This window comes from Streptomyces broussonetiae (assembly GCF_009796285.1).
GTDB classification, from domain to species: domain Bacteria; phylum Actinomycetota; class Actinomycetes; order Streptomycetales; family Streptomycetaceae; genus Streptomyces; species Streptomyces broussonetiae.
The window spans coordinates 4,298,591-4,323,462 of the sequence record NZ_CP047020.1; the positions used below are offsets into that span (position 1 = coordinate 4,298,591).

Annotated in this window: 26 protein-coding genes and 1 tRNA gene; 9 read left to right on the top strand and 18 right to left on the bottom strand. The window is 68.1% G+C overall.

Annotated elements, in window-relative coordinates; genetic code table 11:
* Nucleotides 1–494: 494 nt before the first annotated feature.
* Both GQF42_RS19820 and GQF42_RS19825 read right to left on the bottom strand, forming a co-directional pair.
* Entirely contained in the window at nucleotides 495–1,493 is a 999-nt protein-coding gene (locus GQF42_RS19820; RefSeq protein ID WP_158921749.1) for a sigma-70 family RNA polymerase sigma factor, read from the bottom strand.
* A gap of 588 nt (nucleotides 1,494–2,081) precedes the next feature.
* Complete coding sequence (locus GQF42_RS19825) at nucleotides 2,082–2,873, bottom strand: dioxygenase family protein (RefSeq protein WP_158921751.1); 792 nt, start codon at nucleotides 2,871–2,873, stop codon at nucleotides 2,082–2,084.
* A gap of 107 nt (nucleotides 2,874–2,980) precedes the next feature.
* Here GQF42_RS19825 and GQF42_RS19830 point away from each other — a divergent pair, with 107 nt between their 5' ends.
* Complete coding sequence (locus GQF42_RS19830) at nucleotides 2,981–3,493, top strand: MarR family winged helix-turn-helix transcriptional regulator (protein ID WP_158921753.1); 513 nt, start codon at nucleotides 2,981–2,983, stop codon at nucleotides 3,491–3,493.
* Nucleotides 3,494–3,535: 42 nt separating this feature from the next.
* Here the strand turns inward: GQF42_RS19830 and GQF42_RS19835 are convergent, their stop codons facing one another.
* Together GQF42_RS19835 and GQF42_RS19840 are read right to left on the bottom strand one after the other, a co-directional pair.
* On the bottom strand, nucleotides 3,536–5,074 hold the full coding sequence (locus GQF42_RS19835) for an MFS transporter (protein ID WP_158921755.1): 1,539 nt from the start codon (nucleotides 5,072–5,074) through the stop codon (nucleotides 3,536–3,538).
* A gap of 244 nt (nucleotides 5,075–5,318) precedes the next feature.
* Nucleotides 5,319–5,966 carry a TetR/AcrR family transcriptional regulator gene (locus GQF42_RS19840; RefSeq protein ID WP_158921757.1) on the bottom strand — a complete coding sequence of 216 codons (648 nt, stop codon included), beginning with the start codon at nucleotides 5,964–5,966 and terminating at the stop codon, nucleotides 5,319–5,321.
* Nucleotides 5,967–6,768: 802 nt separating this feature from the next.
* Between GQF42_RS19840 and GQF42_RS19845 the strand changes: the two genes are divergently transcribed.
* The 4 genes from GQF42_RS19845 to GQF42_RS19860 all read left to right on the top strand — a co-directional run bounded on the left by GQF42_RS19845 (nucleotide 6,769) and on the right by GQF42_RS19860 (nucleotide 10,237).
* Nucleotides 6,769–7,143, top strand: coding sequence for a hypothetical protein (locus GQF42_RS19845; protein WP_158921759.1), 375 nt, complete (start codon nucleotides 6,769–6,771; stop codon nucleotides 7,141–7,143).
* On the top strand, nucleotides 7,122–8,354 hold the full coding sequence (locus GQF42_RS19850; protein WP_158921761.1) for a M6 family metalloprotease domain-containing protein: 1,233 nt from the start codon (nucleotides 7,122–7,124) through the stop codon (nucleotides 8,352–8,354). Before GQF42_RS19845 ends, GQF42_RS19850 begins: the two co-directional genes overlap by 22 nt.
* 146 nt (nucleotides 8,355–8,500) lie before the next feature.
* On the top strand, nucleotides 8,501–10,108 hold the full coding sequence (locus tag GQF42_RS19855; RefSeq protein WP_158921763.1) for an IclR family transcriptional regulator domain-containing protein: 1,608 nt from the start codon (nucleotides 8,501–8,503) through the stop codon (nucleotides 10,106–10,108).
* A 53-nt stretch (nucleotides 10,109–10,161) separates the two neighbouring features.
* A tRNA-Arg gene (locus GQF42_RS19860) sits at nucleotides 10,162–10,237 on the top strand.
* A gap of 68 nt (nucleotides 10,238–10,305) precedes the next feature.
* Here GQF42_RS19860 and GQF42_RS19865 read toward each other — a convergent pair.
* The 11 genes from GQF42_RS19865 to GQF42_RS19915 form a co-directional block, all read right to left on the bottom strand.
* Nucleotides 10,306–11,460 (bottom strand): tyrosine-type recombinase/integrase, encoded by a 1,155-nt coding sequence (locus tag GQF42_RS19865; RefSeq protein ID WP_158921765.1) that lies wholly within the window; start codon nucleotides 11,458–11,460, stop codon nucleotides 10,306–10,308.
* The gene (locus GQF42_RS19870; protein ID WP_158921767.1) at nucleotides 11,460–11,642 is read right to left on the bottom strand and encodes a helix-turn-helix domain-containing protein; all 183 of its coding nucleotides are present in this window, start codon (nucleotides 11,640–11,642) and stop codon (nucleotides 11,460–11,462) included. Before GQF42_RS19870 ends, GQF42_RS19865 begins: the two co-directional genes overlap by 1 nt.
* Nucleotides 11,635–12,933: a replication initiator gene (locus GQF42_RS19875; RefSeq protein WP_407699533.1), complete on the bottom strand. Its 1,299-nt coding sequence runs from the start codon at nucleotides 12,931–12,933 to the stop codon at nucleotides 11,635–11,637. The genes GQF42_RS19870 and GQF42_RS19875 overlap by 8 nt, the downstream gene beginning before the upstream one ends.
* Before the next feature lie 144 nt (nucleotides 12,934–13,077).
* Nucleotides 13,078–13,323, bottom strand: coding sequence for a SpdD protein (locus tag GQF42_RS19880; protein ID WP_158921769.1), 246 nt, complete (start codon nucleotides 13,321–13,323; stop codon nucleotides 13,078–13,080).
* 25 nt (nucleotides 13,324–13,348) lie between these two features.
* Entirely contained in the window at nucleotides 13,349–13,543 is a 195-nt protein-coding gene (locus tag GQF42_RS19885) for a hypothetical protein (protein ID WP_158921771.1), read from the bottom strand.
* 16 nt (nucleotides 13,544–13,559) lie between these two features.
* The gene (locus tag GQF42_RS19890; RefSeq protein ID WP_158921773.1) at nucleotides 13,560–13,751 is read right to left on the bottom strand and encodes a mobile element transfer protein; all 192 of its coding nucleotides are present in this window, start codon (nucleotides 13,749–13,751) and stop codon (nucleotides 13,560–13,562) included.
* Between the two features lie 13 nt (nucleotides 13,752–13,764).
* Nucleotides 13,765–14,391, bottom strand: a complete 627-nt coding sequence (locus tag GQF42_RS19895) for a DUF2637 domain-containing protein (protein ID WP_158921775.1) — start codon at nucleotides 14,389–14,391, stop codon at nucleotides 13,765–13,767.
* An 83-nt stretch (nucleotides 14,392–14,474) separates the two neighbouring features.
* On the bottom strand, nucleotides 14,475–15,851 hold the full coding sequence (locus GQF42_RS19900) for an FtsK/SpoIIIE domain-containing protein (protein ID WP_158921777.1): 1,377 nt from the start codon (nucleotides 15,849–15,851) through the stop codon (nucleotides 14,475–14,477).
* On the bottom strand, nucleotides 15,851–16,207 hold the full coding sequence (locus GQF42_RS19905) for an SCO3933 family regulatory protein (protein ID WP_158921779.1): 357 nt from the start codon (nucleotides 16,205–16,207) through the stop codon (nucleotides 15,851–15,853). The genes GQF42_RS19900 and GQF42_RS19905 overlap by 1 nt, the downstream gene beginning before the upstream one ends.
* A gap of 161 nt (nucleotides 16,208–16,368) precedes the next feature.
* Nucleotides 16,369–16,626 (bottom strand): hypothetical protein, encoded by a 258-nt coding sequence (locus tag GQF42_RS19910; RefSeq protein ID WP_233273390.1) that lies wholly within the window; start codon nucleotides 16,624–16,626, stop codon nucleotides 16,369–16,371.
* A gap of 66 nt (nucleotides 16,627–16,692) precedes the next feature.
* Nucleotides 16,693–17,481: a GntR family transcriptional regulator gene (locus GQF42_RS19915; RefSeq protein WP_158921783.1), complete on the bottom strand. Its 789-nt coding sequence runs from the start codon at nucleotides 17,479–17,481 to the stop codon at nucleotides 16,693–16,695.
* A gap of 110 nt (nucleotides 17,482–17,591) precedes the next feature.
* On the opposite strand from GQF42_RS19915, the gene GQF42_RS19920 reads away from it, so the two are divergent.
* From GQF42_RS19920 to GQF42_RS19930, 3 genes are all read left to right on the top strand, one after another.
* Nucleotides 17,592–17,999, top strand: coding sequence for an NUDIX hydrolase (locus tag GQF42_RS19920; protein WP_158930354.1), 408 nt, complete (start codon nucleotides 17,592–17,594; stop codon nucleotides 17,997–17,999).
* Between the two features lie 46 nt (nucleotides 18,000–18,045).
* On the top strand, nucleotides 18,046–18,474 hold the full coding sequence (locus GQF42_RS19925; RefSeq protein WP_158921785.1) for an ATP-binding protein: 429 nt from the start codon (nucleotides 18,046–18,048) through the stop codon (nucleotides 18,472–18,474).
* Between the two features lie 337 nt (nucleotides 18,475–18,811).
* Nucleotides 18,812–19,189, top strand: coding sequence for a hypothetical protein (locus GQF42_RS19930; RefSeq protein WP_158921787.1), 378 nt, complete (start codon nucleotides 18,812–18,814; stop codon nucleotides 19,187–19,189).
* A gap of 426 nt (nucleotides 19,190–19,615) precedes the next feature.
* Here the strand turns inward: GQF42_RS19930 and GQF42_RS19935 are convergent, their stop codons facing one another.
* From GQF42_RS19935 to GQF42_RS19945, 3 genes are all read right to left on the bottom strand, one after another.
* Nucleotides 19,616–20,521 carry a hypothetical protein gene (locus GQF42_RS19935; RefSeq protein ID WP_158921789.1) on the bottom strand — a complete coding sequence of 302 codons (906 nt, stop codon included), beginning with the start codon at nucleotides 20,519–20,521 and terminating at the stop codon, nucleotides 19,616–19,618.
* Nucleotides 20,518–21,099: a DUF6932 family protein gene (locus tag GQF42_RS19940; RefSeq protein WP_158921791.1), complete on the bottom strand. Its 582-nt coding sequence runs from the start codon at nucleotides 21,097–21,099 to the stop codon at nucleotides 20,518–20,520. Before GQF42_RS19940 ends, GQF42_RS19935 begins: the two co-directional genes overlap by 4 nt.
* Nucleotides 21,100–21,459: 360 nt before the next feature.
* Nucleotides 21,460–22,308 (bottom strand): helix-turn-helix domain-containing protein, encoded by an 849-nt coding sequence (locus GQF42_RS19945; RefSeq protein ID WP_158921793.1) that lies wholly within the window; start codon nucleotides 22,306–22,308, stop codon nucleotides 21,460–21,462.
* Nucleotides 22,309–24,124: 1,816 nt separating this feature from the next.
* Here GQF42_RS19945 and GQF42_RS19950 point away from each other — a divergent pair.
* The gene (locus GQF42_RS19950; RefSeq protein WP_233273392.1) at nucleotides 24,125–24,559 is read left to right on the top strand and encodes a GIY-YIG nuclease family protein; all 435 of its coding nucleotides are present in this window, start codon (nucleotides 24,125–24,127) and stop codon (nucleotides 24,557–24,559) included.
* The last annotated feature ends 313 nt before the right edge of the window (nucleotides 24,560–24,872 follow it).

Genomic DNA, 24,872 nt, shown 5'->3' on the forward strand with positions numbered 1-24,872 from the left:
TGGTGCGTCGGGACGTGGTTCGCGTGGGGACGGCCGGCGCGGTGCGATGCCCGCCGGGCGGTGCGTGGCTGTGGTCGGTCGCGGTGCGGTGTGTCGCAGTGCGGCCTGTCGCGGTGCGGCGGCCTGTTGCAGTGCGGCGATCTGTTGCGATGCGGTGTGTGTCAGTGCGGTGCGTCTCGGTGCGGTGTGTCTCGGTGCGGTCTGTCTCGGTGCGGTACGGGTCCGCCGTGGCGTTGCGGCGCTGTGGCACCGTGGCGCTGTGGCTTGGTGGCGCGATCGGGGAGTGCGGTCGCGGTTCCCGGGGCCCGGCACTGGGCCCGCAAGGGTTGTTCCCGCGGGCCCGGGCGTTGAAGCGACAGGACCACGCCATGTTTGCGCCGTCTTTCGCCACCGGCGTGCGCGGTCCCGGGCATCGCACGCCCACAACCACGCACACCCCGCACGCCGCTCACCCCCACCACAGCAGACGCCCCCATGCCGCCGGCCGATACCGACTACGCCGCCGCGTCGAACCCGGTGTCCCGGGCCAGCTTCTTCAGCTCGAGCAGTGCGTGCTTCTCGATCTGGCGGATGCGCTCGCGGGTCAGGCCGTGCTCCTTGCCGACCTCGGTCAGGGTGCGCTCGCGGCCGTCCTCGATGCCGTAGCGCATCTTGATGATGGAGGCCGTGCGCTGGTCCAGGCGGCCGATCAGGTCGTCCAGTTCCTCGCTGCGGAGCAGGGTCAGGACGGACTGCTCGGGGGAGACCGCCGAGGTGTCCTCCAGGAGGTCGCCGAACTGGGTCTCGCCCTGGTCGTCCACCGACATGTTCAGCGAGACCGGGTCGCGGGCCCAGTCGAGGACGTCGGTGACGCGCTCCGGGGTCGAGCCCAGCTCGGCGGCGATCTCCGCGGGCTCCGGGTCGCGGCCGTTCTCACGGTTGAACTCGCGCTGGATGCGACGGATGCGGCCCAGCTCCTCCACCAGGTGGACGGGGAGCCGGATGGTGCGGGACTGGTCGGCGATGGAGCGGGTGATGGCCTGACGGATCCACCAGGTGGCGTACGTGGAGAACTTGAAGCCCTTGCGGTAGTCGAACTTCTCGACCGCGCGCACCAGGCCGGCGTTGCCCTCCTGGACCAGGTCAAGCAGGGGCAGACCGCTGCGCGGGTAGCGCCGGGCGACCGCGACGACCAGACGGAGGTTGGAGCGGATGAAGACGTCCTTGGCCCGATCACCGGCGGCGACCAGCGCCTCGAGCTCCTCACGGGTGGCGTCCGTCGCGGACTCCTCCTCGCCGTCGAGGACCTGCCGCGCGAACACACCCGCCTCGATGGTCTGGGACAGCTCGACCTCCTTTGCGGCGTCGAGCAGCGGCGTACGCGCGATCTCGTCGAGGTACATGCCGACCAGGTCGCGGTCTGCGATCTCGCCGCCATGAGCGCGAACACTGCTTGCCGAGTCGGCCGTCTCGCCGGAGGCGGACTGACGACGGGCGACGGCACGGGTTGCCATGCGTGCTCCCTTGCGTTGGGGTCCCCCGCTCGAGCGGAGTCGAGAACGGGGGAGGGCTGGCGGGTGGTCCTTGAACGCTCGGCTCCGGGGACCGTCTCCGGGACTCACTCCTTCCGAGTCCTCCTGCGACTCTCTCCGGTGCCCTGCATCCGTGGGAAACAACGACTGGAATCCGGACAGAATTCCCAACCCGCCCCTCAATTTTTCTGATCATGCAGTACCCTGTTCCGCCGCACGGGGACAGGATGCCGCCGGAACACACAGAGACGCAGGTCAGGCCGGGGGTCGAGGATGTTCTCGGCGCCCTCGTGACGATCCGACACCGGTGCGTTCATGAGACGGCTGTCACGCTTAACACCGCGATCTTCACTCCGGACGAGCCGGGAGAGTGCCGCCCTTGGCCGCCCTCCCGACACGGAAGACGGCCCGCACCCCCCAATGGTTGCCACGGACGCGGAATCACATCAAATCCAGAGCTACGCCATATCCGACCCTTACCGGGCGAAGCCCGCACACAAGCCCACGCCCAACAGGTACGACCGGGCCCAACGGGTACGACCGGGCCCAACAGGTACGACCAGGCCCGACTCAGCCGAACTGCACCGACCGCTTCGCCATGCCCATCCAGAAACCGTCGATCACGGACTTCTGCGCATCCAGTTCGCCACCCGCCTCGGCCGCGCCCATGGTGACGAAGAGCGGGGCGAAGTGTTCGGTGCGCGGGTGGGCGTAACGGCCGGCCGGGGCCTTGTCCAGGAAGTCCAGCAGGGCGTCCCAGTCGCGGGCCTCCAGGGCGCGCCGCCCCCAGTCGTCGAACTCGGAGGACCAGCCGGGCACGCCGCTGCCGGTGTGGCGCAGGGCCGCGAGGTTGTGGGTGAAGAAGCCGGAGCCGACGATCAGCACGCCCTCGTCGCGCAGCGGGGCGAGCTTGCGGCCGATGTCCATGAGGCGGACCGGGTCGAGGGTGGGCAGGGACACCTGCAGCACGGGGATGTCGGCGTCCGGGTACATCTCGACGAGCGGGACGTAGGCGCCGTGATCGAGGCCGCGGTCGGGGATGTCCTGGACAGGGATGCCGGGGGCGCGCAGCAGCTTGCGCACGGACGCGGCCAGCTCGGGGGCGCCGGGGGCGGCGTACCGGACACGGTAGTAGTGCTCGGGGAAGCCCCAGAAGTCGTAGACGAGCGGGACGGTGCGCACCGCACCGAGGGCGAGCGGGGCCTCCTCCCAGTGGGCGGAGACCATGAGGATCGCCCGGGGTCGGGGCAGTTCCGCGGACCAGGCGGCGAGCTGGCCGGGCCAGACGGGATCGTCGGCGAGCGGCGGGGCGCCATGACTGAGGTACAGGGCGGGCATGCGCTCCTGGGCGGTGGCGGACATCGCGGCGGCTCCAAAGGTGCGAGAGGTTGCTTTAACTCTCAAGCTCTTCGCAGAGCATACGACCGAGTTGTTCAAGTTTCAAGGAGATGCCTCGTACAGTGGGACACATGAACACGGCTCCCGGCCCCGCTGCCGCACAGCACCGCTGGCTCACCGACGGGGAACAGCGCGTCTGGCGCGCGTACATGCACGCCACCACCCTGCTGGAGGACCACCTCGACCGGCAGTTGCAACGCGACGCAGGTATGCCGCACATCTACTACGGCCTGCTCGTCGGCCTCGCCGAGGCGCCGCGCCGGCGGCTGCGGATGACCGAGCTGGCGATGAGGTCGAAGATCACCCGTTCCCGGCTGTCGCACGCGATCGCCCGCCTCGAGAAGAACGGCTGGGTGCGCCGCGAGGACTGCCCCTCCGACAAGCGCGGCCAGTTCGCGGTACTCACCGACGAGGGGCTCGAGGTGCTCGAGCGCACCGCGCCGGGCCATGTGGCCGCCGTACGGCAGGCGATGTTCGACCGGCTCTCCCCGGAACAGCAGAAGGCCCTCGGCGAGATCATGGAGATCGTCGCCGAGGGCCTCCAGCCCAACGAAGCGGGTGCGGACCTGCCCTGGCTCCGCTAAGGGGTCACCGAGAGGTCACCATCAGTGGGTCACCGGTCGCCGTCAGTGGGCCACCACCGGCACCGGCACCTCGTCCTCGACACCCTCGCCGGAGGCCACCGGGGTGGAGCCCGGGCGGCCGGCGTTGACGAAGGTGAAGGCGATCAGCGAGGCCAGGGCCAGGATGCCGACGGCGAACCAGATCGCGGTGCTGTAGCCGTGCACCATGCCCTGGAGCTTGACCAGCTCCTGCTGCGGCCTGACGGCCGCAGTGGCGATGTGGCCCTTGATGTACGACGTGGTCGCCGAGGCGGCGATGGTGTTCAGCAGGGCGGTGCCGATCGCGCCGCCCACCTGCTGCGAGGTGTTGACCATCGCGGAGGCGACACCGGCGTCCCGGGGCTGGACGCCCTGGGTGGCCAGGGACATCGCCGGCATGAACGCCGTACCCATGCCGAGGCCGAGCAGCACCATCGCGGGCAGCAGCTGGGTGCCGTACGAGGAGTCGATCTTCAGCTGGGTCAGGATCAGCATGCCGAGCGCGGCGACCAGGAAGCCGGGGCCCATCAGGAAGCGGGCCGGGATCCGGGTCATCAGGCGGGTGCCGATCTGGGTGGAGCCGGTGATCATGCCGGCCACCATCGGCAGGAACGCGAAGCCGGTCTTGACCGGCGAGTAGCCCTTTACGACCTGCAGGTAGTAGGTCAGGAAGAGGAACAGGCCGAACATGCCGATGATCGCGAGGCCGAGGGAGAGGTAGATACCGCCGCGGTTGCGGTCGGTCACCACGCGCAGCGGCAGCAGCGGGGTCTTGACCCGGGACTCGACGATCACGAAGGCGAGCAGCAGCACCGCGGACGCGACGAACATCGAGACGGTCACGGAGTCGCCCCAGCCGTCGGACTCGGCGCGGGTGAAGCCGTACACGAGCGCGATCAGGCCCAGGGAGGACAGGATCACACCGGGGATGTCGAGCGGGGCGCGGTTGCGGCCGCCCTCGGGCTCACGGATGACGAAGTAGGCGCCGGCCGCGGCGACGATGGCGAACGGGATGTTCACGAAGAAGGTCCAGCGCCAGTTCAGGTACTGGGTGAGGAAGCCGCCGAGGATCAGGCCGACGGCGCCGCCGCCGCCGGCGATCGCGCCGTAGATGCCGAACGCCTTGGCGCGCTCCTTGGCGTCGGTGAACATCACCGCGAGCAGGGAGAGCGCGGCCGGTGCGAGCAGGGCGCCGAAGACGCCCTGGAGGGCACGGGCGCCGAACATCATCGGGCCGCTGGTGGCGGCGCCGCCGAGCGCGGAGGCGAGGGCGAAGCCGGCCAGGCCGGTGACGAAGGCGCGCTTGCGGCCCCACTTGTCGGCGATACGGCCGCCGAAGAGCAGCAGACCGCCGAAGGCGAGGGCGTAGGCCGTGACGACCCACTGCCGGTTGCCGTCGGATATGCCGAGGTCGGTCTGGGCGTGAGGCAGAGCGATGTTCACGATGGTGGCGTCGAGGACGACCATCAGCTGGGCGAGCGCGATGAAGACGAGCGCCTTCCAGCGGTTGGTGTCGCCACCCGGGGCGGCGGCGCGGGGAGCCTTGAGGGCTGATTCGGACATGGGGTTACCCACTTCGGGACTTTCGTGACGGAAGAAGTGACGGAAGCTTCGTTGGAAAAACCGAAGTACAGCGAAAAAACGGAAACCGAACGGTGCAGGTGGACGGACGGTGCGAGAGGTGGACTCGGGTCGTAAGCCGAACTAATCGGTCAGGGCCTGCGCAGTCCGCCGAACGAACGGAGCCTGCACGGCGGATGGGCCGGAGCTTGCGTAGCGGATCGTCAGGGCTTGCGCAGCGGATCGGTCAGGGCTTGCGCAGCTCCTTGAAGGTCACGGCCTCGCCCGGCAGGGCGGAACGGGCGGGCGCCCGCAGGCCGTCGAGGAACAGCTGAAGAAGACGGTGGACGAACCGGTCGCTGTGCAGGCAGTCCGAGCCGGCCGGGGGCCGACTCAGCTGCGCCACAGCGATCATCACATCGCCGACACCTACGTCCGGCCGGAGCTGCCCGGCCGCCGCGGCCCGGCCCATGACCTCCTCCACGAGCCGTTCCAGGCGCTCGCGGGAGGCTTCCAGGTCGGGGTGGTTCTGGTCGAACGCACTGGAGATCATCGGGCACAGCGCGCTGATCCGCTCGTCGGCGGACGCGTGCACGAAGCGCTCCAGTGCGGCGAATGCGTCCCCGGTCTCGGCGAGGGCCACCTCGGCCGCCTCGGCCGTACGGTCCATGACGGAGCAGACGACCTCGCGGACGAGGGCCTCACGGTCGGGGAAGTTGCGGTACACCGTGGCGTTGCCGACGCCGGCCCGGCGGGCGATGTCGTCAAGCGGCACGTGCGGGCCGTGCTCGACGAACATCTCCCGGGCGGCAGTGACGATCCGCTCCCGGTTGCGCACGGCGTCGGCCCGGGGCCGGGGCACCTTGCGCGGTGGGGAAGCGGTCGCGGTCGACACGGCGTACTCCTCGAACTCGAAGCGATGGGCGCCCCCGGGGAGGGGCGAAGTCGCGATCCGGGGAAGCTGTCCCCGTTTCGCTCGGACACAGGGCTAAACGGGGAACGGGTCCCCGGTTATTTCCCGCCCGCGAAAAGATTCACTGTGACCTGAACCACATTCATCTTGGGCCGGGATTCACCCGCGTGCGGTCCGGCTTTCCCACGATCGGTCTCCTTCAGCGCGCGTCCCTTGCCCTGCCGACACAGGGTGATCGCAAGGGTGCAGCCGGAGACCGGCGGCTGCCGTGGCGCGAAAGGTCCCTGCATGCAGCCGCAGCCGCCCCGCCGCATACGCCTGCCGCACGAGCGGATCCCCCACGAGTATCCGTCATGCCCGGCCCGCGGCGGCTCGGCCGACGAGGACGTCGTCGGCGAAGCCGAGGGATCCGATGGGGCCGAGGGATCCGATGGGGCCGAGAGATCCGATGAGACCGAGAGATCCGATGAGACCGACGGATCGGACGCGGTTGACAGATCGGACGGGGCCGACGGATCGGATGAAGTTGGTGGATCCGGTGGACTTGGGGGATCCGGTGGACTTGGCGGACTCGGTGGATTTGGCGGAGGTGGGGGGATCCGCGGGGGCAGAGGGATCCGCGGGGGTGGTGGGTTCGGTAGGGGCAGAGGGATCCGCGAGGGTGGTGGGTTCGGTAGGGGCAGAGGGATCCGCGAGGGTGGTGGGTTCGGTAGGGGCAGAGGGATCCGCGAGGGCGCGGGACCTGACCTTGGCGAGGGAGGCGGGTTCGGTTCGGGTGGCGGGCATGGCACGGGCACCTGGCTCGGCGACGGCGGCCGGTTCTGCGCGGGCGGAGGTCGCGGAACGGGCGGCGGACACGGCACAGGTGACGGACGCGGCGCAGGTGGTGGACGCGACCCAGGTCGCGGGCTCGGCGCGGGTGGTGGACACGGCACGGGTGACGGACACAGCCCAGGGCGCGGGCACAGCACAGGTGACGGACGCGGCGCAGGTCGTGAGCACGGCCCGAGTGGCGGGCACAACGCAGGCGGCGGACACGGCACAGGTCGTGGGCACGGCCCGGGTGGCGGGCACGGCACGAGTGGAGGGGGTGACTCGGGTGGCGGGGATGGCCGCCGTCGGATACGCCTGCGCCGCTTGGCCGCTCTCACCGCGGTGACCGCGCTGACCCTCGCGGTCGGCACCTCGGCCGGGACCGGGCACCTGGCTGCGCCGACCACCGCCGGGCCGATCGGCCTGGGCCGCTCCGCCCTCGCACCCTGCATGATCCACGGCAGTTCCGACGTACAGATGACCGAGGCCATCCCGACCCCGCACGGCTACTCCCGCTCCACGGGCACGGTGCACGCCCTGACCGTGATGGTCGACTTCTCCGACGCGCCCGGCCAGGGCAGCGCGATGGACCGCTTCCACGAGTTCTTCCCGCAGACCCAGGAGTGGTTCCGCACCGCCTCGTACGGCCGGCTCGACTACCAGCCGGAGACCCCGATCACCGGCTGGCTACGGATGCCCAAGGCCTACAAGGCGTACGGCATAGAACGCGGCGCCCCCTTCGATCCCGGCTACCGCCGGCTGGTGCAGGACATCGTGGCCGCGGCCGACCCGAACGTGGACTTCCGCTCGTACGACCTCCTCAACGTGCTGGTCACCCCGAACGCCGGCCCGTCCGCCCTGGACACGGTGCTGTCCGTGACCTTCGCCGGGAACGGCGACGCCCCGATCGCCGACGGCGTCCCCGTCTCCAACGCGTCCTTCATCTACTCCCGCCAGGACGACGGCTCCGGCTCCTACGCCCACACCGGCTACCGGGTACTGCCGCACGAGAACGGTCATACCTTCGGCCTGCCCGACCTGTACACGCAGGAGGGCGGGGGCGCGGTCGGGCACTGGGACATCATGAGCGAGGACTGGGGGGCCAACAACGATCTGCTCGGCTGGCACAAGTGGAAGCTGGGCTGGCTGGACGCCACGCAGGTCGGCTGCGCGGCGGTGCCCGGCAGCACCGAGTACACCCTGACACCGCTGTCCCGGAAGGGCGGCGAGAAGCTGGTGTTCGTACCGACCGACTCGCACAGCGGATACGCACTGGAGCTGCGCACCCAGGGCGGCAACGACGAGGCGGTGTGTCACCCGGGCATCCTGATCTACAAGGTCGACGCGACGGTCGACACCGGCCGCGGACCGATCACGGTCAACGACGCCCACCCCCACAGCAACGGCTGCACCCGCAGCCCCAACGTCCAGACAGAACTCTCCGACGCCCCCTTCTCCCCCGGCGAGACCTTCAAGGACCCGCGCGTCGGCGTCACGGCCGAGGTGCTCGGCACGGACGGCGAGGGGAACTACCGGGTGCGGGTGACACGGAGGTAGGGGTGGGCTCCGGGTGGGTGGGCCGGGGGGGGGAGGCGCAACGGCTGACGGACCGGAACGGCTGACGGACCGGAACGACTGACGGAGCGGAACGACTCCGGACGGGGTTTACCGTAGGCGTGCCCGATTGCCGTACCGGAGAGCCGATGCCCGCGAATCCCGCACTGGATGCCGACGTCCCTGCCGAGGCCGGGCCGCCGGAGGAGGCGGTCGGGCCGCTGATCCGTGGCGTCGGTGTGCTGCGGCGGCTGACCGAGGCGGGCGGCGCGCTGAGCCCGAGCGCGCTGGAGCGGGCCACCGGACTCGCACGGTCCACGGTCGACCGGATCACCGCCACCCTGGCCCGCATGGGCTACGTCCGCCTCGACGGCCGGGACGTCGTCCTCACGCCGCGGGTGATGGAGCTGGGCAACGCCTATCTGGCCGCTCTGCGCCTGCCCGCGCTGCTGGGCGCGCGCGCCGACGCCCTCGCCGACGCGCTGGACGAGTCGGTGTCCCTCGCGGTCGCCGACCTCGACGGCGTCCGCTTCATCCATCAGGCCACCCGCCGCCGTGCGCTGTCCGTGAGCTTCCGCATCGGCGACCTGCTGCCCGCCGAACGCACCGCGCCCGGAGCGCTGTTCGCGGCCGAGTGGACCGAGCCGGACTGGGTCCGCTGGCGGGCACGCCGGGCCGCGGACCCGCAGGACGCCGCCTTTCCCGCCGTACCGCCCCGGCAGATACCTGCGGACGAGGCCGCTTTCACGCAGCGGGCGAAGCGGGCGCGCCGGGACGGCTGGGCACTGGACGACCAGCTGATCGAACCGGGCCTGGTCGCGGTCTCCGTACCGGTACGGGACCCCGGCACCGGACGTCCGGTGTGCGTGGCCAGCGTCGTCAGCCACACCAGCCGGCACTCGGCGGCCGACCTGCGCGCCACCCTCCTGCCCCGCCTGCGTACGGCGGTGACGGCGATGGAGTCGGACCTGCGCACCGCAACCGAGCCCAAGCCCGGCCCGCCCCCCGCCGGCCTGGCGACCTGGACGACGGCGTCCAAGCACCAACTGGGCCGGGACTTCGTGGAGTCACTGGCCCGGGGGCTGACAGTGCTGACCGCGTTCGGCGCGGGCCGCTCGGCGCTGCCGCTGACCGAGGTGGCACGGGCGACCGGACTGTCCCGGGCCACGGCCCGCCGCGCCCTGCTCACCCATGAACACCTGGGCCTGGTGTCCGCCGGCCGCGACCGCGCCTTCACTCTCACCCCCCGCGTTCTGGGCCTGGGCTTCCCGCCCCTGTCCCGCACCACGCTCCCGCGCCTGGCCGAGCCCCACCTGCGCGCCCTGGCCGACGCGTTGCACGAGCCGACGGCGCTGGCGGTCCTCACCCCCGACGGCACCGAGATCCAGTACACGGCCGGGGCGGGCGCGAGCCGCGTCCTCACGGTCCACATCACGGTCGGCGCCCGCCTCCCGGCCTCCGCGACCTCCCTGGGCCGCGTCCTCCTGGCGGACACCTCGCCCGCCTTCCCGGAGGTCCGCGCACAGGGCTACGCCCTGGCCGACGAGGAACTGGAATCGGGCCTGCGCTCCATCGCCGTACCGGTACGGGACCGCACCGGCCGGGCGGTCGCCGCGGTGTGCGTGGCCACCCATACGGCCCGCCGCACCCTGGAGTCCTGCGTCCAGGACCTCCTGCCGGAGCTGCACAGAACCGCCGCCCGCATCCAGACCGACCTCCACACGGCCTCCCGCTTCGCCCCCGTCCCCCCAACCTGACAGCCCGGCCACTGCCCCGGGCGCCATCCGGTACCCTGTTGATCGAGTACCACGCCTTCGTAGCTCAGGGGATAGAGCACCGCTCTCCTAAAGCGGGTGTCGCAGGTTCGAATCCTGCCGGGGGCACCAGGGAAAAGGCCCCGGACCGATCATGGTCCGGGGCCTTTGACATCTACTTCTGACATCAACGGGGGCGATCACCCACGGTCGGGGCGCCTCTTCCTGAGCAGCCGGTCCATGTGGCTCATGGCCTCGCGCTGGGTGTCCTGGACGACGTGGGTGTAGACGTCCATGGTGATGCTGATCTGGGAGTGACCGAGGATCTCCATCACGACGCGGGGCGCGACTCCGGCCGCCGTGAGGAGCGTGGCCGTGCCGTGGCGAGCGTCGTGCAGGCGGATGACGCGGAGGCCGGCGGACTCGGCGACGCGGGTGAAAGAGCGGTAGAGGTTGCGCGGCTCGACGGGGCGGCCGTTCCGGGTGGTGAAGACGTAGTCCGACTCCTGCCACTTCTCCCCCGCCTTGGTCCGAGCTGCTGCCTGCCGCATGCGCTGCCAGCGCAGGGGCGCGATGCAGAGGGCGGGCAATGGGACAGCGCGGCGACGGCGGCTCTTGGGATCGTCGTCATACAGGACGCCACGACGACGCTGGACCTGGTGGCGGACGTACAGGACGCGGTTGTCGAGGTCGACGTCCGACCAGCGAAGGCCGACGATCTCTCCCCGTCGTAGGCCCATGGCGATGGCGAGCACGAAGGCCGCGTAGAGCGGGTCCTTGCGGGAGGCGGCTAGGAAGTCGAGCGTTTCGTCCAGGGTCCAGGGGTGCAGCTCGGGTGTGTCCGTGCGGGGCGGCTCAACGAGCTTGGCCACATTGCGGGTGATCAGTTCCTCCCGGCAGGCGGAGGACAGTGCGGAGCGCAGAACTCGGTGCGATTCCTTGGCGGTTGCTGCGGTGGTGTCCTTCTCCAGGCGCACGAGAAACCGGCGGACGTCAGCGACGCCGAGGGATTCGAGCCGCTTGGTACCGAGGAGCGGCACCAGGTAGAGACGGACGTGTGCCTCGTACTTGTCGAAGGTGCTGAGCTTCCGACGGGGCTTGATGACGTTGTCCAGCCAGTACGGCAGCCACTCCGAGAGCTTGGCCGACTTGGTGGGCACGGGCACGCCCTGGTCCACCTTGTCGAGCAGCGCCCGGCGCTTGGCATCGCATTCCGCCCAGTCCTTGCCGTAGGCGAACTTGCGGGCGCGGGTGCCGTCGGGCTGGAGCACGTAGACCGCGCACTGGTAGCGGCCGTCTTTGCGCTTGGTGATGGTGCCAGCGCCGTTGGGGTTGCGCTTGCGTTGCTGGGCCATCAGGCCGCCGCCTCCAGTTCGTTGGTGATGTAGTCGCGGACGGCGCCCGCCGGGATGCGGCGGCATCGGCCGATGGTGAGCGAAGGCAGGCGCCGGGAGCGGATGAGGTCGTAGACCGTAGAGCGGCCGAGCTTGAGTCGCGCCATAACGTCCGGGACTGTCAGCAGCTCTTCGTCATGCACGGGTCGGTTCTCCTTCCGTTCCGGGGGCGGGTTCGAGGGACGCGGCGAGCCAGGCTTCGGCGTCGGACAGGCCAGTGCCGGCGAAGACCCAATGCGCGAGGACGTACGTCGTGTCCGTCGGTCGTTCGTCGGTTGCTGCCTGGGCACGGCGCCATTCGGCGCGGGCGTCGCGGAGGGCGCCGAGGGTGGTGGAGTAGCGGCGGGACTTGGTGGAGAAGTGGCCGCGGAATCCGAGCATGTGAGCCCAGGTGCGCAGCCGGAGGTGTTCCAGCTCCTTACGGGCGCCGAGGGTCCATGCGGTCCGGATGAGGCGGCGGGCGTGGTCGCTGATGTCGAACTGGGCGAGTTCGGCGGCGAACTTGAGCGGGCGGTCGAGGGCACCCGTCGCGGTCTCGGCGCCCTTGGTGGCGTACTTGGCGATGTACGCCGCTACGGCCCGTTCGGTCAGCTCCTGACCGTCGTTGAAGTCGGCGGAGCGGATGGTGCGGACATCGAGTTGGCGGCCGAAGGCGAAGGTGTGGGTGCGGCCCTCGATCTCCGGGCCGTCGACACGGACACCGGCGGCTGCTGCCTTGATGGCGTCGGTGAGCAAGTCAGCGGTGGCCCAGGCCGGGGGCGGAGTCTCTCCGCCCTCGGGGCCATCGATGCGGATCACGGCGTGGAAGTGGACCGCGCCGCGCTTCTGGTACTCGGCGACCTTGGCGAAGGAGACGCGGGCGTGTTCGCGGAACCGGCGCTGTGACAGGCCCGCGCGCTTGGCGACCTCGCGGCGCAGGTAGATGGAGAAGCGGCGCCAGAGCTGCCCGGCGTGCGCGTTCCACAGCACGGCTGCCTCGTAGTCGTACGTGTCCGGGTCGAGCGGGGTGCCAAGGGCGTTGTCCTCCTGGTCGTGGTGTGTGCCGCAGCGGCACCGGCGGCCGTCGGTGCGGCGGTTGTGGACGGGGCCGAAACCGGGGGCGGTGAAGGTGGCGAAGACGCGGGGGTGGGCAGCGACGCGTTCCGGGGTGCCCTTGCCGCCGTGCAGTCCGGCGGTGATCAGGTGGAAGGTGTCGCGGCGGTAGACCTCTGCGCAAGCCGGGCAACGGGTCGTGCGGCGGTTGTTGCAGCGGACGAGGAGTTGGCCGGCCGGGAGGGCGGTCGAGTCGAGGTGGTGCAGGACGCGGCCGATCTCACCGGTCGCGGTGTCGATGTCGTACTCGGTGCGGTGGCCGTCGAGACGGATCGGGTGGGTGCAGCCGCCGAGGCCGGAGAGCTGCTGGAGGATACCCGGGAGCGTGCCCTGTGAGGCCAGGTTCGCGATTTCCGGCAGTGGGGCCGGGGTGGTGCGGGTGAAGATGGCGTTCTCCTTCTGGCTGGCTGGCTTGGTCAGGGAGGACAGGCCCCGGGGTGGCGGATGCTTGGCCGTGTCGCGCCGCCCCGGCGGCCCGGGAGCTGGTCAGCGCCGGTGGTGTTCGCGGAGCAGAGAGCGCAGGACCACGGCGGCGATGGCCACCGAAATGGCTGTGACGGCGACGGCCGTCAGGAGCGCGGTGAGGACCACCCCGCCGACGATCAGGGTCGCGATCGTCTTGTTGTCGATGGACAACGACGGGAGCGAGCGCCGGACGGGGGCCGGTTCGGCCGGGGCGTGGGTGTGCGCTGGCGGCGGAGTCGGGGTGTCGGGGTACTTGGGCAGGAACACGGCGGACCCTTCCTCATCTACTCGTCTAGTTATGTGTGCCGTTTATGACGGTCACGCCGGAACGCGTGCCGGACTCGATGGCCGGGGCCATGAAGGTGTGCGAGAGCCAGAAGCCGAAGAGGGCGATCAGGACAACGATCCACGGGCGGACGCCGAGGAACTTGACCGCTCCCCAGGCGAACAGGCCGAGGACGAAGACCAGCGGCAGGCTGACGGTCACGGTGGGCGCAGTCCTTTCAGCGGACGGGGCAGCGGTGGGTACGCGCGGCCAGCTCGGCGGCGGCGCGGCTGTCGTAGTCGGCGGAGAAGCCGCAACGCGGTGCCGTGCAGGCGGCGGTGTGCTTCTCACGGCCCCGGTTGTCGAAGGCGGTGCCGACCTGGACGGGGCCGATGCGGGTGACGTCGCGGAAGCGGCGGTTCGCGGTCATGCGGGTGCTCCTCTCAGAGGCGGGCGGCGATGGCTTCGGCCATGGGCGCCGGGACGCCGAGGCGGGCGCGGAGGGTGGCCGTGTCGATGGGGGTTCCGGTGCGGGTGTGATGGTCGGCGGCGACCTTGCGGGCGTGTTCGACCAGGGCGGTCGGGACTGGCACGACCGGTGGTGTGGGGCGTTCGGCGGGTGCCTCGATGGCCGGTTGGGCAGGTAGTTCCGGCGAAGGTTCGGGTGCGTCGTCCCGGTCCTCGATGTTGAGGCTCGGCGTCGGCGTTGATGTGGAGTGGGCGAGGAGCGTTCCGCCGAGGAAGGCGATCGCAGGCCAGCCCGCAACGAGGATCCGCAGCCATGCCGGTACCTGCGTCACATCGAGCAGGCCGGCAGTGGCGACGTTGGCGCCGAGGGACGCGATGAGCGCAATGACGAACCAGCACCACCCGGCCGCCTTCGCGTCTCCGGACCGCAGCCGACGCCAGGCGGCGACCAGCAGCAGGTCAACGCTGATCGGGTAGGCCCACGCTTTCCAGCCGTCCTGTCCCGCCGCCGAGGCGATGTCGTGGAGGTGGGCGAAGGACAGTGCGGCGGCGATGACCGCTTGGATGAGTACCGCGTCGACACGGGCCAGATGGGCGCGCATGAAGCGGCTCCTTTTCGGATGCAGGCATGGGAGGGGTAGGGACGTGGCGCGAGTCGGTCACGCCAACCGGGTTGGGGTGAGGGTCAGTCGGTCACCGGGCGTGGCTTGACCAGCGAGACCGGAGCTTCGACCGGTCGTACGGGGACGTCGGGCCGGAAGGGCTTGAGGGCGGGTAGGTCGGGCACCAGGTGTGCCGACTCACGGCAGGTCTCGGCGGCCGCGCCGAGGGAGAGGTACGGCGTGCGGATGCGGGACCAGCCGCCGGAGGTGTCACCGGCCACGGCGAGGCCGGGACTTTCAGGAGCGATGGCGCAGGCGGCGTAGACCGCTTCAGGGGCGATGTCGCCGAGCGCCATCTTGGCGGAGGCTTCGTCATTGACGCGGTGGCAGACACGGCCGGTGAGCTGGGCCCGGAGCATGGTGGCGCCCTTGCCGAGTTCGGCCCCGAAACGCTGTCCGCACACCTCCAGGTAGATGCCGGCGGCGCGGCCGAGCTGGGCGAGACGGATGAGCTGGGTGACCATCTCGTCCCGCCGATCCTCGTCCTTGCGCGTAGCGACCAGGAAGAGTTCCGCCACCTCGTCAACGAACAGCACGATGGGCACCGGGCGTTGCTTCTCGGGCAGACCCCAGACGTCGGAGGTGATCTCCTCGTCCGGCGTGTCCGGCGCGATCCCCTGTCGGGCCTTGATCAGGTCGTATCGGTCCTCCATTTCCTTGACCAGCACAGGCAGCAGTTCAGCCGCCTGCTCCGGGTCGGTGGCCAGCGCCGAGAGCCGAGCGGCGAAGGGCGCCAGCTCCACTCCCCGCTTGCAGTCGATGCCGACCAGGGCAACGGACTGTCGGGCGAGTCCGGCGATCAGGTGGCGTAGGTACATGGACTTGCCGGACAGCGTGGCGCCGAGGGTGAGTTGGTGCGGGATGGTCCGGTAGTCCCGTACGAACGGCATGGCGTCTTCCCGCAGCGCGACCGGCACCTTGAGAAGGCCGCCCGCGACCTTGCGGGGCATCCGCACCCGCCGTAGCACGTCGTAGCCGACCAGCCGCAGTTCGACCACGCCCGGTTTGACGGTCGTGACGTACACGGCGTGCACGCCCCAGGCATGCCGCAGCCGTTCCGCCGAGGCGGCGACGTCGGCAGGTTCCTGCCCCGGCGCGAGCCGAAGCCGGATCCGGAGACCGGTCGAGGTGGGCCGGATGAGTCCCCGACGGGGCGGCACCGGCCGAACCTCACGGTTGGTCGTGGCCTTGACCGCGAGGACCCTGAGCCGGGAGGGAGCCACGGTCAGGCCGCACGCTTCCATGACCGAGCTGTACGAGCCGAGCAGCCGAGCCGTGGATATCGGCAGACCGACCGTGGACCAGTACACCGCCGGGTGCTTGGCCCGGGTGTAGGCGGCCCCACCGCCAAGCGCGGCGAGGGGACCACCCACCTCCAGGAGCGTCGTCAGATCGGTCATCAGGCAGCGGCCCCGGCAGCGACCGGGAACGCGGCCGGGGTGACGGCGGCGGCCCGGTAGGCGATGCCGTGCCGCTGCTGTCCGTTGAACACGGACTCCCACGGCCGGGCGACCAGTCCCGGAAGCGAGACCGGCGCCCCGAGGGTCAGCCCCTCGGAGATGCCGCCCTCCGGGACGGTGACCTTGATCAGCGACGACTCGCCGTCCTCGATGTAGACGACGCCGATCGTCATCAGGACCTCACCGCTGTTCGCGTCCTTGGCGATCTCGCCCGTCTGCCGGTCACGGACCTTCGGCTCAGGGGCCTCGGTGAGGAGGATCGTCGCGGCGGAGGTCTCAACACGGATGGTACGCAAGGAAGTTCCCCTATCTACTCGTCTATACATGTGCCACTCTGCAAACCCGATCTCCCGGGTTCATGCGGACCACTGTGCCACACAACTTGCCCACTCGTCTATACGAGTAAGCATGTTGGGGTGTACGAGTTGATTGCGCTGGAGCCCGAGCGCCCCTGATGTCACCACTTGAACCGGGCTCGGTCTCCACGGATCCGGATCACGAAGTCCCTCACCGGCTCCCCGTCTCCCTCCGGGACGAGGACGAGGCCTTCCTGACGGATGCGCTCGTCTGCGGCCAGAGCGGCCTTCAGATCATGTGCCAACCAGGCGTCACGTGAGGCATCGAACAGCGGGCGAATCGCCGGCCATCCCGGACCAGGCTCGAAACGACAGTCCGTCCAGAACATGTCGACCTCATCCAGCCGAAGCGTGCCCACCAGCTGGTTTCCTCGCGTTAGCCGCCAACTCTGTTCCGACACTGAGCCCCCTCCACCAGCCATCGATCACGTCGCCGGGAGCTGGTACGACAACACGTACGCGTCCGCCGCCATCACCGTGTCGCAGACCTCGACAGCACGCCCCTCGGTGTCGAAAGCGGTCCGGATCAGGTGGATGACGGGCACGCCGGCCGCCAGGTGCAGCGTCTTGACCTCGGCGGGCGAGGGCATCCGGGCGCGGATCTCTTCCTCGAAGTGGTCGAGGTGATGGCCCAGCTCTTCGAGGCGGGCGTAGATGCCACCAGGACCAGGGTTGGGTTCGGCGATCGGGGTGCCCCGCGCGATGTCGAGGGGGAGGTAGGAGGTGGCGAACTCGACCGGCCGACCGTCGAGGAGATAGCGCCGCCGACGGGCGAGCACCCGCCGCACGGATCCGAGCCGTGTGGAGATGTCCTGGCTGGCCTTCTCCTCCTTGACCTCAAGACTGTCGACCTGGGGGTGACTGCCAGCGGCATCGGCTTCGACGATGAAGGCGGACTTACCCTGCTCCCGGTGCCGGCGGGCGAACCGGTCGGAGGCGAGTCGGCGCACGGGAGGACGCGGCCGGACGAAGACGCCCTTGCCGTGCTCGGCGTGCACCAGGCCCTCGCCCGTGAGGATGGAGAAGGAGTTCCGGACGGTCATCCGGGACACTCCGTAGTGCTCGACAAGCTCGGCCTCTGAGGGCAGCTTTTCACCCTCGCGGAATCGCCCACGATCAATGGCCTCGCGCAGCTGATCAGCGATCTGACGGAAGACCGCACGATCACTCGTGGGGTCGAGATCGCCGAGGAGGCCGGAAGGGAGAGGGCTCACGTTGAGTACTCCTTTAGGTATCTAGACGAGTGGGCGAGTGTTGTTGCTACGGTGGAGAGCCTAGCCAGCCGAGAGGGCCGAGGAACGTGAGCACAGAACGCCCGCACTCCGTGAGCGTCGCCGGGGTCGTCGTCGACGGCCACGGCCGGGCCCTCTTGATCCAACGCCAGGACAACGGTCACTGGGAACCGCCGGGCGGAGTCCTCGAACGTGAGGAGACCATCCCGGAAGCCCTCCAGCGCGAAGTACTCGAAGAGACCGGTATCAAGATCGCTCTTCCGGCGACCCTGACCGGCGTCTACAAGAACATGAAGGGCTTGATCGTCTCGCTGGTCTTCCGCTGTGAAGTCGCCGACGGCACGCCCACCACCGGTGACGAGACCCGCGCGCTGCGCTGGGCCACCCGTGAAGAGGTCACCGAGCTTGCCGACGAGGCGTACGCGATCCGTGTCCTGGACGCACTCGACGCGGCATCCCCGCCGGCCATCCGCGCCCACGACGGCGTGAAACTCGTCTAGCCCGAACCCGCTGCACATGGCGGCCTACCAGCACGAAGGAACTTGTATGCACGAGTATACGAGTACAGCCCGGGTCTGGGGGCTGAGTTGCCCAGGATTCCCAGAAGAAGTGAGCCGGGCCCGCCGCTGGACCCGGGACATCCTGCGTGGATCGCCCTTAGCGGCGGACGCCGAGCTGATCGTGAGCGAGCTGAGCGCGAACGCGATCCTCCACACGGCCAGCGGTCTGGAATCCGGCAGGTTCCACCTGGCCCTCGCGGTCTCCCCACAGGTGATCGCCCTGTCCGTCACGGACGACGGAGGCGCGGCGACGGCCCCGAAGGTCGAGGACCAGGCCGAGGACACCGAGCACGGCCGGGGCCTGGGCATGGTCAGCGCGATCGCTCACCGGGTCGTGGTCCACAACAGCGACGGCGGCCACACGGTCACCGCGGAACTCTTCGCACAACCGGGCTCAGAAGGACAGTCATGCTGACGTCGGCCCTTGCCGAGGACTTACATGCGGGCGGGCAGTACGGCTCTTATCAGTGCTGGGCCGCCGCCTACCCCTTGCACGAGGTCCGTTCCATCACGCTGGGGTCGCACGCCGCCACAAGTCCCCGTATGGCGTTGCGTTGGCTTCGGGAGCGTACGAGTCACATCACGGACCAGCTCGACGCCGCATACGCACAGCCAGGTCGCCATTGGCTCACTGACGAGCCGGAGCACGAACGAGCCCTCACGTATCTGGCCACAGGAACGGCCTACCAACTCACCTTGTACGACGAGAACACGCGCTACGTGCTCGTGGCCTACCCCCAAGGAGCGACATCGTGACAGGACTCGTGCGCGGCTACTGGTGCGAGTGCTGGACCGAGGACCTCAGCGGCGACCAACCGCCAGCACTCCGGGCAGCTTTCGACGCGTATTCGGCACCCCAGGCAGACAGGTGGGTCGCGGTCACACTCCGCACGATCTCACCAGCGCTGGACTCCGACGCCTCCGACATCGCGTGGGCTTGGCTGTCCCAGGGCCGGATCGCAACCCGACGAGCCCTTTTACGCTTCGAGCCCTGCTCGGTCACGGTCGCTCAGGACCACACCCGCATCACGTGGACGATCCGGCCGGTGCTCTTCGTGCCGCTCGCCCACCGCCAAGGGGTCGAACTGCCAGCCTGTGCACACGACTTCAAACCCCATGCGGCCGACTGAGTTACAACTTTCTCTACTGGTTCAAGGCGGCTCGCTCCGCTCCCCGCGCGCGGCCCGGCCCCCGGCCGGGCCTGCGCTCCTGTCTCCGCCCCGCTCCAGCCCGGCCGGCGCCCGTGCCGCGCGCACAGCAATCAGCCACCTGATGCCAGAGAAGGGGGTGCGTCGTGGCTGGGGCGGTCGGCTCCACGGCTTTACGGAGCCACTTTGGCGCGAGCCTCGAAGATCATGGCCCCAACGTCGTGCTTTACCGGGCAGGTCCACAGACTGCCCGACGCGCCGGAAGCTTACGGGGCCATGATCACTCGCGCCAAAGCAGCGCCACCCCAAAGCCGCTCCGCCGACCTACACTTCACCGCACAGCACTCATCGCCAACGGAAAGACGCCAGACTCCACGACGGGCTTGCCAACTAGCAGCCGCAACTAATTCACTGGTCGAACAAGCTCTCCTGGCCGTCACTGGCACGCAGGAAACGGTATTCAGTCGAACGAGTACGCCCGAGCTTGTCTGTCTTTCGTAGCACTTCGACAACAAATGAGACGGTCACACCGAGCTCCAAATGCATGCCGAAAAGCCCTTCAGGCTCCACCCGAACTTCGTATGCGGGTGATGTCTTTGACACGCCGGTCTTGATCTTAATAACTCCAGACTCTCGAAGTTCAGTGATCCGACCAGTGATTCCCTTCCTGGACTTTTGCACCTCGGTGTTCCGAAGGCCCCGCACGTATTCCTTCCCTCGCCTGGACAGATGCGACGACCGAACCGTTCCGTCCAGACTGAACCACCGCATATCCATGGACAAGTCGAACTTGTCTAGTGCTTCGACCACTCCGTCTAGACCAGGAACTACACGCTCCCAACGCCGCACATCCTGCTCTTTCTCCACAGCATCAATTAGCTTGAGAAAATCACGCATCGCAGGATCAGTGATGGAGGAATCCACAACTCCGAGATTCTCGTCATTTTCACTCACGATCTCGGGCACACTGGCCCGCACATGCAGGACAGTACTTCCGCTTGAGATCCCCGTGAGCTCAAGCTCCACATCTTTACGAGCAGACGCAGAAACACCCTCTCGAAGCGGCTTCAATAATGCGTCACCAATTCGGAAGTCGAGAGCGCCACGGTCGGCCGCCTCACCGCGAAGTCGGACAACTAGTTCTTCATGAAGCTGTGCCGCGGGATCGTAGTAGCGTACCGCCTCAAGCCAATGCCGGCGCAAAGCCTCATCGTAGGCGTCTTCACTCAAGGCGGCCGAGTCCTGATCAGAGAAGAAGCGCGCGTTTGCCACCCGGTTCCGTTCCACGGCACGTTGCCGCCAAGTGGTGCTCACAAGGTCACCTCCACGTAGCCGCGTCGAGGAGCCGCGCTGTCTAGCGGCGGTCTACCCTTGTTTACCCCATCGGACCGACAACGCTGCCACCAGTCGTCCCAAGCTCCCCGTTCCCTCAGGTACGCCTGTTCGGCGGGATCGAGCTGCTCCGAACTGAAGACCGACGCTACCGGGCGATACCCGACTCTGACTGGTGAGACTCCCAGCTCCGCCAAGCGCTCCTTCAGGTTGAACGCCGACACGAGCCATCGCGCGTCGTCCAGGCCGCGTATGGAGTCCGCAGCCCTCTCGTCTATCAAGACCGTGAGATCTACGTTCCGAGGGTGCAGCTTGGTACTGACGTAACTGCCGCCCAACCAGATGGCGTGGATGAGGGATCCGTCTCCGATGGCCGCTCTATGTCGATCCTCAAGATCAAAAAAGCGACTGAGGTACGTCACCAGGCCCTCCCATAACAACTCACGGGTGTCGGAGCCGGCGAAGCGCGGATCATGGACTAACTGGCGCTCGGCTTCTTCTGGGCTCAGCTGGTACCTACCAGGCGCGAGAAAGCCGTTATCCCCCCACTCGAGATGCATGTACCCCCCTCAGCGTTACTGCCTCCCCTACCTCATGATCGGCGGCTTGACGCCCAACGACAAGACCATTGGTCGGTCTACTTCGCCTGCGTACACCAAAGGGCCCAGCAGCAAGCCATGAGGCATTGGCGCCGGGCGTGCTGCCTGAGTTGGTGGCGCACTGAGTCCGGCTGCGAGCCGTTGCGGCCCAGGAGGCGCGCCCCATGCAGGCAGCACGGACTGCAGGCCCCCGAGGGCCGACGCAGCGCTAACCGGATCCTCACGCGCTGACCAGACTCGGACCCTGCGTGAAGATCACAAATATTTGAGGCGAGAAGCCCTATTTGCGGGGAAATCGGCATATATGCCCGTGATTGGCAATCACGTTCCGGAATCCGTTTCATCCGAGTCGGTACCACGCGTGACTTCTGGACGCTGGTTCTCCTGAGGCAGCAAACGGCCAGCCACCTCATCGGCGTTCGGTTCGAGGCCAAGTTGTGTCAAAGCTGCCGTGGTTTTGAGCTGATCCTTGAGCTTTGGATCCTCTACGCGTTCGATTAGGGCTGTCGCTTTTTCGAAGCGGTCGTCGGACTCAACCTTGGCTGCAACTTCTCCGGCTATCTTGGCAACTCCGTCTTCCTTCTGCTTCGCCTGACGATACAGAGCACCGCCCACTGCTGTAATCAGGGTGCCAGAGAGGCCAGTAACCCACTTCAGGCCCTGCCCACCGTCTCGGAACGCGACGATAGCTCCGCTAGCCAGGATGATGACGGCACCGAGGGTCATGACCCCGAGGCTGACCCAGAACATGACTGTGGACTGCGTTAGTGAGCGCTGCAGATAGTCAAAGTGAAACTTGCGCCGCTGTTCAGAGAGCGTCAACGGCCTGCTTTCAACCACTGACTCAGAAGCGCTTAATTGAGAAATCGTCACATCGCTTCCAGTAGCGATGACGTTACTTCCGCCCGTAACTACGATTTGCTGTCGGGGATCGGGCGTATCGTGCCAAAGACTCACGAGACGGCCTTCGGCGCCGTACAACTCGTCCAAGGCCTCAACTAGGGCGAGGCTGGGGCGCCGCCTTCCTGCCTCAGCCTCATGGATCATCAGCTGACTACGCTCAATCTCCCGGCCCACCTGAGCAATCGACTTGCCTGAAGCCGTCCGGAGGCGCCGAAGCTCCTCATGCAGGGGCAGAGGCTCATCGGACGACTCTGACGTGTTGGCCACGACCACCTCCGCGGGTCCCGCTGCGTAGCTTCCTCATGCAGGTATCAAAGGGTAGGGACCATCAGACCATCCTCCGGGCTGGTTAGCTGGCAAAATCCGCTGGGCAGTCACTACGGCCCGGCCTCCATAGGGCTGAGACTCGCACCGTCCACGGCGTTGTCAGCCTGGCCGCGCCCAGGCTGAGTGTCTAACTGCGTGACAACGCCGGCGGACGACGGCGAACGGGCACGGACGACTGCGGACCGACGCCGCAGGTGAGAGGCACATCAACCCAAGGCGGAGTTCCCACCAAAGTTGCTTCGGGACGAAGAGGTCGTGAGTTCAAGCCCCACCACCCCGACGGCGACGATGTCCAACCTCAACCCGTAGCAGCCTGCTGTGCGGTCGCCACAACCAGTCCCAGTCGTGCGGGTGTTGTAACCTTCCACCATGGAGGCATGGCAGTGGGAGCTTGAGAGGCAACTCTCGCTCTCAACCTTGTGCCACGACTCTCGGCCTCCCTCAGACACGCTCCACGGGTCGAAGCAGTACGTCGTCACGACGTACACAGGGAGCGGTAAGACGGCAAACTACGTCGGGCTATACAGCGCCATAAGCGAGAGCAAAAGAAGCGGCACGGCAGGTAGGGCCCTTCGCCAACTTCTGACCGCCTCAGATGTCCTTGATGGTCTGCGAGATCTGGCTTCCGAGCTAGACGAAGGCGCTGCGCAGCAGCGGCGCTTCAACAGCCAGCTAAGGAGCACCGCAGAACAGGACACAGGGCTTCCTTGCATCCTTGGTGACCCGAACGATCTACCTCGCTCATCACCCCGTTGGGGATGGGCTCGATTCGTCAGCGACTTTTTGCCCTACGCGGCCGAGGACGGTTCGGTTGAATGCGTCCCTTGGTGGTCAGACGAACCCACCTACACCAACGCACTTGACGTGGCCAGGGCGGCACTCGAAGCCATCGCTCGCAGAGTGCGAACGATCAAGGCCGCCGCTCTGCTGACCCTTCGCTTGTGGGCTGGCGCAGTGCGTCCCTCCAGCGTCGTACCACCGCGCGAGAAATCACCGTGCGGTGTCATGCGACTAGCGGCGCCGATTGTCCCAGGTGCACCGGGCGCCTGGTCGTGGTTTCGCGACACGACCATGCCCCTAGCTGCTTAGCCCCTGTGTGGGGCGGCAGCCCTGCACGAGGATGACCTTGAGGCTATTTGATTGGGTCCACCACCCGTATCTTGGATTGGTGGTGCTAGAGCTAGGCCGCCCCGCCGCGAAGCGCATCTGTCGGTGGTGCACCACAAAGTTGAAGAATGGCATGACCGCGCTCAAAACGCGGCTCCGGCGTCGGCTGCGAAGGTTTCTTGACCTTCCCCCAGACGACCTCAACTGACGTCGACGGGCGCCGCTAGGGGAACGCCTCCGCGATTCCCGCACCGGTCGGGCACCCGCGTGCATCCAGTATTAGGGTGCCCGGCCGGCACGCCGATTCCCGACCTCTGCTCAGTCCATTTGCCGTCATGCCCCTGGGGACCTACGCCAGACTGAAGCCCCGGAGCCACGGTAAGCGGCGTGCGTGCCAGACCCATACCAGGTACTGCGGAAATCCACGGGGAACAGCGGTCACCCATCCAGCAGATCCACAGGTCATGACGCCACTACGCAGCAGGTCAGCAAGCCTATGAACCCTGTAGAACCCAAGCTTTCCAAGCTGATGTCACATGTCAGCGTCGACCAGTAGCCTGCGACGATCAGCCATGGCACGCCGGGAGGTCTCGTGGAAGCTACCGCTCTCGTCAGTCCCGATCGTTTGTGGTCGGCGCAGGAGGTCTTGGTGCGTCCGAGCCCTGTCCCGGCGGCGGCAGGCGTCTATGGGTGGCACTTCAAGCAGACGCCCCACCCGAACCTCGACGCCGGGCGTCTGCTCTACGTCGGAATAGCCCCGCGGTACATGGCGAACCGGACCAGCACGCAGAACCTACGCAAGCGGGTGCGCTACCACTACCGGGGCAACGCAGCCGGCTCGACCCTGCGGCTCACCCTCGGCTGCCTGCTCGGACTCGTGCTGCGCCGCGTGGGCAGCGGTAAGCGGATGACCTTCGGCATGGCAGGCGAAGCCACCCTGACCCAGTGGATGGCAGACAACGCGCGAGTGTGCTGGATCGAGCAGAGCGAGCCGTGGGACCTGGAGTCACGGCTCATCTCTCAGCTCGACCTCCCGCTGAACCTCGACCAGAACCGTCACCACGCTTTCCACAGTCGCCTTTAAGGAGCTACGGGCACAAGCACGCCACCGAGCGCGGGAGTTGCCCATCAGCTCGTAGGCCAGCGGATGGCCCGACGGGCTGTTGTCTGGGCCGTCTCTGGGCCGTCCGAGGGCGCTCGATGGTGGCCAACAACGACCAATGACGACCACTCGGCTATCCATGAGCACCGCCCTGACCAGCAAAAGCCCAGCTCCCCGAGATCCCCGGCAAGACCCAGGGCAAGAAGACATCTCAGGTTGCGCTGCGTGGCGGACCCCGCAAGTTGTGCCACGCATGACCGCATCCGCCGGCGCAGTACAGCGAGCACCAGTGCGC

Coding starts and splice junctions, on each gene's coding strand:
- GQF42_RS19820 (WP_158921749.1), bottom strand. CDS start 1,493: ATGGCAACCCGTGCCGTCGCCCGTCGTCAGTCCGCCTCCGGCGAGACG.
- GQF42_RS19825 (WP_158921751.1), bottom strand. CDS start 2,873: ATGTCCGCCACCGCCCAGGAGCGCATGCCCGCCCTGTACCTCAGTCAT.
- GQF42_RS19830 (WP_158921753.1), top strand. CDS start 2,981: ATGAACACGGCTCCCGGCCCCGCTGCCGCACAGCACCGCTGGCTCACC.
- GQF42_RS19835 (WP_158921755.1), bottom strand. CDS start 5,074: ATGTCCGAATCAGCCCTCAAGGCTCCCCGCGCCGCCGCCCCGGGTGGC.
- GQF42_RS19845 (WP_158921759.1), top strand. CDS start 6,769: ATGGCACGGGCACCTGGCTCGGCGACGGCGGCCGGTTCTGCGCGGGCG.
- GQF42_RS19855 (WP_158921763.1), top strand. CDS start 8,501: ATGCCCGCGAATCCCGCACTGGATGCCGACGTCCCTGCCGAGGCCGGG.
- GQF42_RS19865 (WP_158921765.1), bottom strand. CDS start 11,460: ATGGCCCAGCAACGCAAGCGCAACCCCAACGGCGCTGGCACCATCACC.
- GQF42_RS19890 (WP_158921773.1), bottom strand. CDS start 13,751: ATGACCGCGAACCGCCGCTTCCGCGACGTCACCCGCATCGGCCCCGTC.
- GQF42_RS19895 (WP_158921775.1), bottom strand. CDS start 14,391: ATGCGCGCCCATCTGGCCCGTGTCGACGCGGTACTCATCCAAGCGGTC.
- GQF42_RS19900 (WP_158921777.1), bottom strand. CDS start 15,851: ATGACCGATCTGACGACGCTCCTGGAGGTGGGTGGTCCCCTCGCCGCG.
- GQF42_RS19925 (WP_158921785.1), top strand. CDS start 18,046: ATGCACGAGTATACGAGTACAGCCCGGGTCTGGGGGCTGAGTTGCCCA.
- GQF42_RS19940 (WP_158921791.1), bottom strand. CDS start 21,099: ATGCATCTCGAGTGGGGGGATAACGGCTTTCTCGCGCCTGGTAGGTAC.